The sequence below is a fragment of the Desulfomicrobium apsheronum genome (genome assembly GCF_900114115.1).
Lineage (GTDB): Bacteria > Desulfobacterota > Desulfovibrionia > Desulfovibrionales > Desulfomicrobiaceae > Desulfomicrobium > Desulfomicrobium apsheronum.
Map to the genome: position 1 here is coordinate 45779 of NZ_FORX01000019.1, position 12575 is coordinate 58353.

Here is a 12575-nt window from a genome sequence, read left to right on the forward strand (position 1 = left end):
CGACAGACCAAAATGACATAAAATAGTTAAAGAATTGCCCCGCTTTGGTCAAGAAACGGCTTTGGGCCCCTGCCCCAGGAGTGATGCGGCCATGCGCCTGGCGTACTTCAACTGATCTTCACGGGTGCGCACTTCCCCGTTCAGGACGGCCCGCTTCACCGCACGCAGAATGTTTGCGAACCTGGGACCCGGCTCCAGACCCATTTCCTTAATATCTGATCCGGTGACCAGAATGCCCACGTCCTGCAAGTGAGACAGGTAGTGGGAGACGGCTTTTTTAAGCTCCAGCTTGCGCTGCTTGGCCATGGTGTACAGGAGGCCCTCCAGGGACAAGGGGGAGAGAATGTCGTACAGGTCGGCTGCGGACCCACCGTTCTTTCCCCACTGCGCCAGCTGCATGGCCACATAGCGCAACTGGCGACGGGTGGACTCCACCAGCTCGATGCGCTTGGGCGCAAACCGGAGGCGCGAGGTCAGGGCCTGGACCTGATGCGTGTCGAAGCCCGACACCAGCCCGAGGAAATAGACGATCCAGATGTCCGGGGCCTCCTCGCGGAACAGCAGCTTGTACCAGGTGATGACCCGCTCGATCTCTTCCAGCAGGGCTTCCTTGGTCTGCGGGAAATGGAGCAGGGGGTGGATCTCCTGCAGAAGGCCCAGATCACGCATGCGGATGAAAGCGTCCAGAGGGGCGCTGTCTTCGGCCAAAAGGCGCAGTTCGTGCCGGATGCGCGCCCCGGAGAGCTTCTGGAAGATGTTCAGGCGCACGGCGTTTTTGATGAGCCGTTCGGTCTGTCCGCCGATCTTGAATTGGAATCGCTGCTCGAATCGGATGGCGCGGATGATGCGCGTCGGGTCTTCCACGAAGGACAGAGAATGCAGGACGCGGATGACCCCGTCCTTGATGTCCTGCTGCCCTCCGAAAAAATCCACCAGACGCCCGAAGTGGGGCGGACAGAGGTGGATGGCCAGGGTGTTGATGGAAAAATCGCGGCGGTACAGGTCCATCTTCAGCGAGGAGAGTTCGACGATGGGCAGGGCGGCCGGGTATTCGTAGTATTCGAGGCGGGCCGTGGCCACGTCGATCTTCTGGCCGCCGGGCAGGATGAGCACTGCGGTGCGGAATTTCAGATGCGGCCGTACCCGCGCCCCGAGCTTTCGCCCGAGATTCTGGGCAAAGGCGATGCCGTCGCCTTCGACCACAAGATCGATGTCGTCGTTGGGAATGCCCAGCAGCATGTCGCGCACGAATCCGCCCACGGCGTAGACCTCGACGCCTCGCTCCTGACCGGTCTGCCCGGCAAGCTGAAGCAGGGAGACGATGTCCTTGGGCAGGCGCTCCAGCAATATCTGGCGGATGTTCTTCTCCTGGCGCTTGTCCGAAAGCAGTGACTCGGGGATGCGGGCCGGTTCCTGGACCATGAGATTGATCAGGTCCGTGCGCGTGATGACTCCGACCAGTTCCTGTTCACGCAGCACCGGGACCAGACGCTGGCGATGCCCCAGGATGATCTCCATGACCTGATAGAGGTCCTGATCCTCGGTCACGAAACGAAAATCCTCGAGCATGTACTCCGTGACCTGCTCCTCTCCTAGGCCGTGCCCGACGGCCTTTTCGGCCACGCTGTTCTCGATGATGCCGCAGACCTGATCGCCGTATTCGACCACGGGCAGGGCTTTTAGCCCGTAACGGATCATGACCTCCGCCGCCTGGGCCACGCTCTGGGCGGCCTTTATGCGGACCACGGGCGAAGACATGAAATCCCGGACCACCATCTGGGGATTGATGAGCGAGTAGAGTAGGGCAAAAAGCTCATCCTTTACCTGAGAAATAGTGCGATCCTTGATGGAGGCCGACGCCGCGTAGGCGTGGCCGCCGCCGCCAAAAGACGAACAGACCACGCCTACATCCACTTCCTGAACCTTGCTGCGGGCCACGAGCTGGATGCGGTCGCCCATGTGGCCGATGGCAAAGAGCACGCGGATGTTTTCCATGTCCATGAGCTTGTGGGTGAGCAGGGCGAAATCCCCGACGTACGTGTCGAGCACTACCTCGGCGATGACGATGTCGACGCCGTTTATGGTGTGGGTGGTGGCGGAATCGATGAGTTCGGACAGGATGGCGACCTGCTCCGTGGACAGTTCACGGCTCATGATGTCGCGGATGACGTCAAGGTCCATGCCCATGGTCCGAAGCCACCCCGCGGCCTCGAAATCGTGCTCGGTGGTCGATTTGAAAGTGAACCCGCCCGTGTCCTCGAAGATGCCGAGGCCCATGATCGTCGCTTCGTCGGGGCTGACCGTCAGGGCTTTTTCCTTGAGCTTGGCGACGATGATGGACGTGGTCGCCCCCCAGGCCTCAAAGATGTCGAGACTCGCATCGAGCGTGTCATCGGTGGCCGGATGGTGATCGTAGAGATGGATTTGAAGGTCCGGCAAGGCGAACAGGGGCTCCACATGCGCGAGCCGTGAGCGCTGCCTGGTGTCCACGATCACCAGAAGCTGCACCTGCTGCAGATCAAGATCTTTCAGGCTCTTGAAATTGAAGAGATACATGGCGCTCTGGATGAAATAATCCTTGAGCGAACTCTCCTGGGTGCCGGGAAAGACCAGGGCCGCGCCTGGATAGAGCTTGCTGACCGCGATCATGGCGGCCAGGGCGTCGAAATCCGCGTTGGCGTGGCAGGTGATGACCGTTTTGAAAGAGGTGTCGGGGGTCATTTCAGGACCGGGGGTGAAATTTGCGATGCAGGGCGGCCATGCGGGCGGACTGCACGTGGGTGTAGATTTCCGTGGCCATGATGTCGCTGTGGCCGAGCAGGATCTGCAGGGTGCGCAGATCGGCACCGCCTTCGAGCAGATGCGTGGCAAACGAATGGCGAAGGGTGTGCGGCGAGACCGGACGATTTATCCCGGCCTCCAGCGCGTAGCGGCTCAAGAGCTTCCACACGCCCTGACGCGAAAGTCCAAGGCCCGAGCGATTGAGAAAAATCGTGTCGGTTTTGGGGCCGAAAAGAGGGCGCCAGTGCTGTAGATACGAGAGCAGCAGGCTGACCGCGGACTCGTGCAGGGGCACATAGCGTTCCTTGCTGCCCTTGCCGAGAACGCGCAGCAGTCCGGCCTGGGGATCGAAGTCGGGGATCGCAAGAGAGACCAGCTCAGACACGCGCAGCCCGCAGGCATAGAGCAGTTCGAGCATGGTCCGGTCCCGAAAACCCAGACGGACGTTCATGACAGGACGGTCCAAAAGGGCGGTGATCTCTTCCCGGGACAGGACTTCGGGCAATTTGCGGACCAGCTTGGGGCTGTCCAGCAGGGCGGCGGGACTGGAATCAAGCAGGCGCTCCTGCACCATAAAATCGAAAAAGCCGCGCAAACTGGAGAGGTTGCGGGCCATCGACGTGTTCTTGAGCCCTTTTCGCCGCAGATGAACCATATAAAGGAAGAGGGTGTGTTCATCGATCTTGTCGAGGCTGCCGCCAAGATCGGTGAGAAATTCCCGAAAGAAAAGCAGATCCGAACCATACGCTTCGACGGTCTTTTCGGCCAGGCCGCGAATGACGGTAAGGTGCTGGAGGTAGGCGTCGATTTCTTCGTGCATTCCCGGCAAGGTACATCTGGCCCCTTGCCTGCACAAGCTGAAAAAGGTAGCTTTTTCAACCAATGCCCACACCAAGCGCCTCTCACGCATATCTCGGCCTGGGGTCCAACATGGGGGACCCGGTGGCCAATGTCCATCTGGCCGTCAAGGCCCTGCAAAACGCCCCCGGTCTTGCGGTCGACGCCGTGTCCCCGATTTTTCGGACGGAACCGCAGGGAATGCGTGACCAGGACTGGTTCGCCAACTGCGTGGCGCGCATTGCCGTTCGCGTCCCGTATTCCCCCGAAGAGCTGCTCGATGTCCTGGCCGACATTGAAACGCGCATGGGACGGGTTCGCACGACTCACTGGGGCCCACGGATCATCGATATCGATCTTCTTCTCTACGGTGACGTGGAGTGGGATTCGCCGCGCCTGCAGATTCCTCATCCACGAATGCTTGAAAGGGCGTTCGTACTCGTTCCGCTCATGCACCTGGCTCCGGAAATCAGCATCCGGGGCCTTTGTCCATCACAGTGGCTGTCCCGGCTTCCGTATCGCCTTGAGGGCGACCGGATTCTGCAGGCCACCAACGCCATTCCCCGAGGTGAATAATGCTTAAATTCGTCATTCTGGCTGTCGTCTGCTTTATCCTTTACAAACTCGTGACCAATGACAAGAAGAAGAAGGTCGAGGTCAAAAACAAGCAGGAAGAGAAGCTGGCCAAGGAAGGCGTGCTGGTCAAGGATCCTGTCTGCGGAACCTACGTTTCCAAGGATTCGGACATCCGCATCAAGGAAGGCGAAGAGGTGCGCTGTTTCTGCAGTTATGAATGCCGAGACAAATATCTGAAGATGATCGACTAACTGGCTGTTGAAAAATTCCAAATTCCAAGGCCGTTGAAAAAGGCGATCCGCAGCGTCAGCGATAAAATCCAGACCGCTTGTGTATGCGCAATGCTAAGCGCTTCCTGGCTTTTTCGCGTCCTTGCATCTCACCATTCTTGAACGGCCTGCCAAGGGGAGGTAAGCATGCAATTCTTCATTGATACCGCGAACCTGACCGAGATCAAGACCGCCATGGAAATGGGGCTCGTGGACGGTGTGACCACCAATCCATCGCTCATGAGCAAGGAAGCCGACGACTGGCGCGACATCGCCGGGCAGATCTGCAAGCTGGTACCGGGGCCTGTCAGCCTTGAGGTTATCGCGCTCGATGCCGAGGGCATGGTCCGTGAAGCCAAGGAGCTGATGCAGTTCGGACCCAATGTCGTGGTCAAGGTGCCCATGACGGCCGAAGGCCTCAAAGCCGTGCGCATCCTCAAGTCCAAGGACATCGAGACCAACGTCACCCTGGTTTTTTCCGCCGCCCAGGCCTTGCTGGCGGCCAAGGCGGGGGCGGCCTACGTAAGTCCGTTCCTGGGACGCCTCGACGACGTCGGACAGGATGGCATGGAGCTGGTGCACCAGATTTTGGGCATCTATTCCAATTACGGCTTTTCAACCCGCATCATCGCGGCCAGCATACGCAGCCCCTTGCATGTCCTGGACGCGGCCATGGCGGGAGCCCACATCGCCACGGTTCCGTTCAAGATCTTAAAGCAGCTCATCGACCATCCCTTGACGGACAAGGGCATTGCCGCGTTTCTCAAGGATTGGGAGAAGAAAGCCGGGAAATGAGCTCGGGAGTGTCCTTGCGGACTTTGTGTGGACGAGATGGACTGGAATGAATGTAGACTGGAGCGGACTTGATGGACCGGCACAAACCGGTGCGGACTGATAGACCCGGGATTTTCCCGACACGTTAAAATTACCTTGATCGACCGGATTGGCGCAGAAGCGTCGATCCGGTTTTTTTTGTCTGTTCCTCCGAGGCGGTCATTTTGCTCATTCCGGTCCATCAAGTCCATTCAAGGGCTCTCAAAGCCCTTCGTGTGCCCATCTTTTTTTGTCTCATAATGAAAATTATGTTAACTTTAAGAAAACCAAGGTTGAGCAATGTCAGGCCATTGCCTATGTCGCTTCTCTTTTGTTATGAACTTGAACCGTGACTTGATGAATCCCCAACACGAGGTCTTCCCATGAAATGCGCCCCGACCCTTTTGATCGTCTTGATGGTGTTATTTGTCGCTATGCCTGTGCGGGCCGAGACCCAGGACAATTCAACCCCCGGCATCGCAAAGCCCATGCAGGAGCAACAGCCCAAGACCATTCCGGCGGCCGACAGCCTTCAGCAAGACTCGTCGGGCAAATTTCCCCTCGACATCCAAAGCCGGGGTTCCGATCAAAGCGGCACCCTGCTTTCGTACAAGCTCAAGGAAGAGGTCATCGCCAGCAAGCTTTTTGAACTCAAAGTCGCGGACAAAAAGAAATTTGTCCTCAATGTGCTTACCCAGGCCGAATTTCCGGATCGCCCGGGCATAGCCTCTCAGTATTCAATTGTTTTGGTATATCAAGAAGATGCGGGAACGCTGGCCTATTATCTCAACCATTATCAGGGCCAGGTTCACACCGAGGGAGTCGCGGCGGAAATGCAGAAAATTCTGGAATGGACGTACTCCAATCTCAAGCGGTATCATTACCTGCTTGAGGAATGACGCTCAGCTTTCGCACGAAAAAAGGTTCCCGGACTTGGCCATGGCGTGCCGACTGGCGCAGAAAGACAATGGTCGTCCGGGACAACTCGTATCCTTCCGGAACCATGACGACTTCCGCGTCGTCCCGGGTGCCGATCACGGCCCTGGACAGCACCATCCCAGGCTCCAGCCTGTCCAGGCCAATTTCGACTTCGTCCTGATCAAACGCCATCAGCACCGTTTCCAGTGCCTTGACCTGGGCCTTGGAATAGACGGTACCGCGACGCATGCGGTCCACAATCCCGGCAGTCTCAAGCCGCGCATATTCGCCCAGTCGATATTCCATGACCATGGACAGAAGCGCGCCTTCCATGGACAAGGCCGGTCGCTCCAACGGTTCCGCAGTCTCGGGCAGCAAGCTCAGATGCAAGGCGTTGGCATAATCCCGGAGAACATCCGCGACTTCCCGCAATTGCGGCAAATGCCTGACCCATTCCACCGCGCGTTCAGGATGGCCCGCGAGCGCCAGCAACTCTTCGTCGCTGAGTGATCCGCCCTGGACAATTTTCTCCAGCAAGGCCGGCGGCAGGACGATAAGCCCGATGATCGAAAGCAGGAGCGCAGTCTCGGTGACCGTGGGTCTCGGATTTCCCGTCTTCTGCCCAAGGTCGCGCAGCAAGGGCAGCATGGGACTGATGACCCCGCGCACGTCGCCGCGCAGCCAGCAGACAAGCTCATGCACGGCCTTGGCGAAAATGGCATGGACCTCCTGCATGTTCTCGATCGAAGCAGATACGCTCTTGTAACGGTTGACGCCTTCCTGGACGACGCCGATCAGCGCCTCATCCTCGCAGGATGCGGACAGCACGTGATGGACCTTTCCCTCGTTGATCGCCCGCACCAGATTCGCGACGTCCATGGGAGTGCGGCTCATGAGTACGCGGGCACTCTCCGGACTCAATCTTCCGACCTCGGCCAGAAAATCGACACCGTCCATCTCAGGCATGGAAAATTCGGCCATGACCAGCGCATACGGCCCCTCTTCCCTGATCCGCTGCAAGGCGCAGCGCGGGCCAAGGGCGATGTGGGTCTCGAAATTCCTGCGCAGCTTGCGCTGCATGACAGACAGGGCCTTGCCGTCCGAATCCACGATCAGAATGGAACTCATGGGTTCACCTCTTTGTTCGTCCGTCTGTCCGAAACCACCGGACACGCAGGCGGGCGGGCGTTGCTGCCCTTGACCCGGTTCACTCCGGAACTGACCATCTCCCGGACCTGATGCATGAAGACGCCGTACGCATATCCGCCCTGTTCCATTTCCTTGAGCCTCTTTTCCCATTCACCGGTCAGTTCGGGCGAAGCCACTTGCGGAATCATGGAGCAGACCACGTCCACCGCCCAGCAGCCAAGATCCGTGGCCACGAGACGCTTGCCGTCCTTGCCGATATACTTCCTGGCGAGCAGGGTCTCGATGATCTGGGCGCGGGTGGCCGGAGTGCCGAGGCCGCGCTCTTTCATGGCGTCCCGGAGCTCCTCGTCGTCGATCAGCTTGCCCGCCGTTTCCATGGCGGCAAGAAGCGTGGCGTCGGTGAAATGCGCCGGAGGCTTGGTCTTGTGCGCGACCAGCTCCAGGCTCTGGGCCGTGACGGCCGCCCCTTTGCGCAGGTTCGGCAGGGGGTTGTCCTCGGAGGCGCGCCAGGGTTCGGCCTCAAGCCAGCCCTTGTCCTGGAAAATCTTGCCCGTAGCCCGATAGCGATGCCCTTCCACCCCGATCCACAGGGTCGAGCTGGCAAAGGTGGCATCATCCATGAAGGCCGCAGCGAAACGCCGACAGATCATCTCGTAGATGGCCCACTCCTCCTTGCCCAGCGTAGCCGGGTTGGCGCGCACGGTCGTGGGGATGATGGCATGGTGATCCGAGACCTTCTTGTCGTTGACGCATTCGAATTTCTTCTTTCCGCCCTTGATGTTGGCGGCGGCCGCCTGGGAAATTTCGGGAAAGTGCGCATACACCGCGCGCATGTTGTCCAGGCATTCGGCGAAAAGCTCCCGGGTCAGATACCGTGAGTCCGTACGCGGATAGGTGATCAGCTTTCTCTTCTCGTAAAGATCCTGGGCGATGGAGAGCGTCTGCTGGGCCGAAAAACCAAGGCGCGAGTTGGCTTCTTTTTGCAGATTGGTCAGGTCGAAAAGGAGCGGCGGCTTTTGCCTGCCCTTCTTCTTTTCCAGTTCAAGGACCTCTCCATCCCTTCCGGCGCAGGCCTGGACCACAGTCTGCCCTTCCTCCACCTGCCAGATCTTGGAATCCTTGAAATCCGGAGCCGCGAACCAGGTCGCCTTGAACGTCTCGGCCTGATGCGCGAATTCACCTTCCACGGTCCAGTAGTCCCGGGGCACGAAATTCTCGATCTCGCGCCTGCGTTCGACCAGCAGTTTGAGAACCGGCGTCTGAACCCGTCCGACGGTGATGAGGCTGCCCGCGCGCAGGGTGAAGAGTCGGGAGAAATTCATGCCCACCAGCCAGTCGGCCTCGGCCCGGGCAAAGGCGGCGTGTCCCAGATTTCTTTTTTCCTCTCCGCTGACCATGCTCGCGAAGGCCTTTTGCAGGCCTTTTTCGGTCATGTCGTTGGCCCAAAGGCGCTTTATCGGCTTGGTGCTCCCGGCCAGCAGGTAGATGCGGCGGAAGATGAGTTCCCCCTCCCGCCCCGCGTCCGTGGCGTTAATGACAGCTTCGATGTCGTCATCAAGCAGAAACTTGCGGATGATCTCGTACTGCCTGGCCGTGGTCGGAAGAATCCCCAGCGTAAAGCGGGAAGGCAGCATGGGAAGCTGGCGCATGGACCAGCGTCCGGACCAGGCCTGGTTCTGTTCGGCGGGTTCGGCGATATTGACCAGATGTCCCACGGCCCAGGTGACCACATGCCCAGGCCCCTGCAAACACCCCTCCCCGCGTCCCTTGACGCCAAGGACACCGGCCAGTTCGCGGGCCACGGAGGGCTTTTCGGCTATGATCAAAGTTCTGGGCACATCAACCTCTTGGCCCGCAAAAGGGGTGAAACCCCGTGCGGCGATCCGGCAACAGGCCGGTTTTCATGAAGCAAAAATCCCTGCGCACGCGAATACGCAGGGATTTCAAATGCAATGCGGCACATCTCAGGCGAACAGTTCCGGACGTCCGGTGATCTTGCGCACCAGGTCACGGTAGTCCTGCGAACCGTGGGAACCCGGGGCGTATTCGAAAATTGTCTTGCCGTACGCCGGTGATTCCGAAAGTCGGACATTGTAACGGATGGGCGTACAGACATATTCCCCGTAAAGGTCCTTGAGCTTTTCCAGGATGGCGTCGGGGTTCTTGATGCGCTTGTCCAGAAATGTCGGCAGGATGTAGTTCAGGGTCACTTCGGTGCGGTATTTCTGAATGGACGAAAGGCTTTTCAAAAATTCAACCAATCCTTGAAGTGTCATGACTTCAAGGGACACCGGGGTAATGAGCTCATAGACATAGAAAAGGACATTGACCGTCAGCGGATCCCAGCCCGGCGAAGTGTCCACTATGACGAAATCATAATCCTTTTCAATGGGTTCCAGAGCTTCGACCAGGGTCAGTTCGCCGCCGAAATCCTTGCGATCGATCATGCGCTTTACGCCCGCCAGCGCTCTTCCACCGGCCAGCAGCCACAAATTTTCCCGGGCCTGGACAATGGTCTCGGCGGCAGGCAACTCGCCTGTGACCAGTTCCGTCAGTCCGACCTTGGGCTTTTGCCCCAGCAGATAGGAGGCCTGTCCCTGGGTGTCCGTATCGACCAAAAGCACCTTGTACCCGGCCAGGGCCAGGCCGGCGGCCAAATTGACGGAGGTGGTGGTTTTGCCCACCCCGCCCTTGCTCAGGGTCACGCCGATCCTGCGCGGTCCGGATTTTGGCGCTTCCTCTTCAGGGGCCGGTTCAAAAAGCCCGAATCGATGACCGCATGCCCTGCACTGCGCCACGGTGGCACCTGCAGGGATCTTTGATTCATCGATGTTGTGCTCTTTCTTGCACTGCGGACAGATCACCTTCATTGACAGCCTCCTGCCGTTACTTCATTTTTTTTCGAGGATTCTCTGGATGATGGGACTATCAATGCCCTTTTCCTCGATTTCCCTGAGCAGAGTATTGACCGCATAATTGACCAGATTGGATTTGGACGCCCTGCCTTTGGCTCCTTCGGGCAGCAGCCGCTTCAGGATCACCTTGGCCTGAGTCAAGCCGTCGAACACGTCTTCGCGCAGATAATGAGTCGTCTTTTTTCTGCTCGACCCGGCCTTGGACTTGAGCGGCAGGACTTTTTTTCCGGTCGCGGGGCGCGGAGCCGTCGGCGCCAGGCAGGCGTGAATCAGAGAATCGAGTTCTTCAAGGCCGGGCACGGCCGCAAGGTTCCTGTCTTCCCGAAAAAGTTCGCCGAGAATGTCGTGTTGCTCGCTTGTACTCATCTGCTTTCCCGCTTCAGGAAGGTTTGGTGACGCTTGAAAGGACGGAACTCTTGATTTCGCTAACCACCCGCGTCATCCAGTCTATATAACCGGAATCATGGGTATGCACTATCTCCATGCCGCAAATGAGAGTCTCTCCTTCGTATGGGGAGATATGCACGATCCGAACATCGACGTGAAACGAACGGTCGGGAAAGACGATCTGCACGTCATTGAGGACGCTGCCGACCACGAAAGCGTCGGGACTCGTCACGGAGAGTCCGATTCCGTACATGGACAGGTCCTTGACGGAGTGCTTCAGTCCGTCATGGTTCATGGTCACCAGCCCGTGAGGCACCGGCACGCGAAAAGATTTGCGCACGACCTTCTTGCCGTCGTTGTCGCAGGCAATGAGCAGACTGGAATCTTCCGCTGTCCGCTCAACTTTCGCGCCCTGTTCGCCTTGTCCTACCTTGCTGTTCATGCAACACCTCCAAAGACCGTGGCTGGAAATTTATCCATGACCCGCTGCCGGACCGGAATGTTCCGGGAGGCAACGATAGGCAATGCTGTATTATTGCCCTTGATTTTATTGAAAATCAATCCCTCGACGCAAACGCAAAAAAACATGAGAAGCCCAATTCGACGGTGAAGAATCCGCAGAAATCCCGGAGGAACATGTACAGACTCAAAATCATAACTGTCGGTAAAATAAAGAAAAAATACTACCTTGAGGCGATAGCCCACTACGCGAAAATGCTTACGCCTGTCGTGCGCATCGATGTCCAGAATGTCAAGGATTGCCCGCAAGCCGAAGGGGCGGAAAGAAAGCGCCTTGAATCCTTGCGCATTCTGGAAAAAATTGGCCCCAAGGACACCCTCGTGGCCCTGCACGAGACGGGCAGGCTGTTCACCTCGGTGGATTTCGCCTCGTTTTTGCGCCCGCTGCTTGAAAATCCCGTCGGGGATTGCTGCTTCGTCATCGGCGGAGCCATGGGACTGTCGCCGGAGCTTCTGGCCCGGTCACAGGTCCAGCTCAGCTTGAGCCCCCTGACCATGCCCCACGAACTGGCCCAGGTGGTGCTTTTCGAACAACTCTTCCGGGCCACGACCATCATGGCCGGAAGGACGTACCATTATTGAGGTTCACGCCCTTTCCCTGAACCCGATCCCCTCCTCCGTCAGCCCTCGGGACAATTCCTCCACCGCCGCCTTCAGAAGCGCTGTGCGCTCGCTCGCCGTGCCGCCGGTGACGGTCAGGGTGATGTCCAGCTCCGGGGTCATGCCCACGGTCGAGGCCAGGGACTTGATGTAGACCCCGGGATGCCTTGGAACCACCCTGCCAAGGACCGGCTCCAGAATGGATTCGTCGTTGCAGAGCACGCGCAGCGCCGTGCCGAGGGAGCCGCCGTCGCCGAAGGTCTGCTGCATGAATTCCCGCAGGGAGACTTCAATGATGCCTTTGAGTTCCGAGGGCACTCCCGGCAGCGAGATGACGCAGGTCCGGCCTTTTCGAACCAGCACGCCGGGCGCGGTCCCTCCCGGATTGAAGAGTGGCACGCCGCCCTTGGGCAGCCAGGCCATTTTTTCGCGGCCGGGGTTGAGTCCGCCCTGGGCCATGATGCCCCGGGCGAAAAAATTGTCGTACTGCTCCCTGACCATGCGCAAGGCTTCGGGGTGTGGCTCCAGCGGCAGCCCAAGGCCCTTGGCCACTGCGGCCAGGGTCAGATCGTCGGCCGTGGGTCCGAGCCCGCCGGACGTGAAGATGACGTCCGCCCCGCGTTCAAGGGCGCGTTCGACCTCTGCCGCGATCTCGTCCACGTTGTCGCGCAGCATGGTCCCGCGCGCCACGTGCCCACCTTTGGAATTGATCAGCCCGCACAGCCAGCTCGTGTTGGTATCCTGGATGTCGCCAATGAGAATCTCGTTGCCGATGACCAGGATTTCCGCAATCGCCGAATATGTCATGCTC

13 protein-coding genes are annotated in these 12575 nt (G+C 58.7%); 5 read left to right on the top strand and 8 right to left on the bottom strand.

Annotated elements, in window-relative coordinates:
* Positions 1–48: 48 nt before the first annotated feature.
* Positions 49–2721, bottom strand: coding sequence for a CBS domain-containing protein (locus BMZ40_RS15435; RefSeq protein WP_092377840.1), 2673 nt, complete (start codon positions 2719–2721; stop codon positions 49–51).
* Position 2722: 1 nt separating this feature from the next.
* Positions 2723–3601 carry a site-specific tyrosine recombinase XerD gene (xerD, locus tag BMZ40_RS15440; RefSeq protein WP_092377843.1) on the bottom strand — a complete coding sequence of 293 codons (879 nt, stop codon included), beginning with the start codon at positions 3599–3601 and terminating at the stop codon, positions 2723–2725.
* A 62-nt stretch (positions 3602–3663) separates the two neighbouring features.
* On the opposite strand from xerD, the gene folK reads away from it, so the two are divergent.
* The 4 genes from folK to BMZ40_RS15460 all read left to right on the top strand — a co-directional run bounded on the left by folK (position 3664) and on the right by BMZ40_RS15460 (position 6175).
* Complete coding sequence (folK, locus tag BMZ40_RS15445; protein ID WP_092377846.1) at positions 3664–4194, top strand: 2-amino-4-hydroxy-6-hydroxymethyldihydropteridine diphosphokinase; 531 nt, start codon at positions 3664–3666, stop codon at positions 4192–4194.
* Positions 4194–4445, top strand: coding sequence for a transcriptional regulator (locus tag BMZ40_RS15450; RefSeq protein ID WP_092377849.1), 252 nt, complete (start codon positions 4194–4196; stop codon positions 4443–4445). Before folK ends, BMZ40_RS15450 begins: the two co-directional genes overlap by 1 nt.
* Before the next feature lie 165 nt (positions 4446–4610).
* Positions 4611–5258 carry a fructose-6-phosphate aldolase gene (gene fsa, locus BMZ40_RS15455; protein WP_092377852.1) on the top strand — a complete coding sequence of 216 codons (648 nt, stop codon included), beginning with the start codon at positions 4611–4613 and terminating at the stop codon, positions 5256–5258.
* 401 nt (positions 5259–5659) lie between these two features.
* The gene (locus BMZ40_RS15460; RefSeq protein WP_092377855.1) at positions 5660–6175 is read left to right on the top strand and encodes a hypothetical protein; all 516 of its coding nucleotides are present in this window, start codon (positions 5660–5662) and stop codon (positions 6173–6175) included.
* Here the strand turns inward: BMZ40_RS15460 and BMZ40_RS15465 are convergent.
* The 5 genes from BMZ40_RS15465 to BMZ40_RS15485 form a co-directional block, all read right to left on the bottom strand.
* Complete coding sequence (locus BMZ40_RS15465) at positions 6144–7322, bottom strand: HD domain-containing phosphohydrolase (RefSeq protein ID WP_177193217.1); 1179 nt, start codon at positions 7320–7322, stop codon at positions 6144–6146. The genes BMZ40_RS15460 and BMZ40_RS15465 overlap by 32 nt on opposite strands.
* The gene (locus BMZ40_RS15470) at positions 7319–9181 is read right to left on the bottom strand and encodes a DNA topoisomerase 3 (protein WP_092377860.1); all 1863 of its coding nucleotides are present in this window, start codon (positions 9179–9181) and stop codon (positions 7319–7321) included. The genes BMZ40_RS15465 and BMZ40_RS15470 overlap by 4 nt, the downstream gene beginning before the upstream one ends.
* Positions 9182–9307: 126 nt before the next feature.
* On the bottom strand, positions 9308–10213 hold the full coding sequence (locus BMZ40_RS15475; RefSeq protein WP_092377863.1) for an AAA family ATPase: 906 nt from the start codon (positions 10211–10213) through the stop codon (positions 9308–9310).
* A 21-nt stretch (positions 10214–10234) separates the two neighbouring features.
* A complete protein-coding gene (locus BMZ40_RS15480; protein WP_092377866.1) occupies positions 10235–10624 on the bottom strand; it encodes a hypothetical protein in 390 nt (129 codons plus the stop codon).
* Positions 10625–10637: 13 nt separating this feature from the next.
* Complete coding sequence (locus BMZ40_RS15485; RefSeq protein WP_092377869.1) at positions 10638–11087, bottom strand: PilZ domain-containing protein; 450 nt, start codon at positions 11085–11087, stop codon at positions 10638–10640.
* A gap of 194 nt (positions 11088–11281) precedes the next feature.
* On the opposite strand from BMZ40_RS15485, the gene BMZ40_RS15490 reads away from it, so the two are divergent.
* Positions 11282–11746, top strand: a complete 465-nt coding sequence (locus BMZ40_RS15490) for a 23S rRNA (pseudouridine(1915)-N(3))-methyltransferase RlmH (protein WP_092377872.1) — start codon at positions 11282–11284, stop codon at positions 11744–11746.
* 3 nt (positions 11747–11749) lie between these two features.
* On the opposite strand, the gene BMZ40_RS15495 is transcribed toward BMZ40_RS15490, so the two are convergent.
* Positions 11750–12571 (bottom strand): competence/damage-inducible protein A, encoded by an 822-nt coding sequence (locus tag BMZ40_RS15495; protein WP_092377875.1) that lies wholly within the window; start codon positions 12569–12571, stop codon positions 11750–11752.
* Positions 12572–12575: the final 4 nt, after the last annotated feature.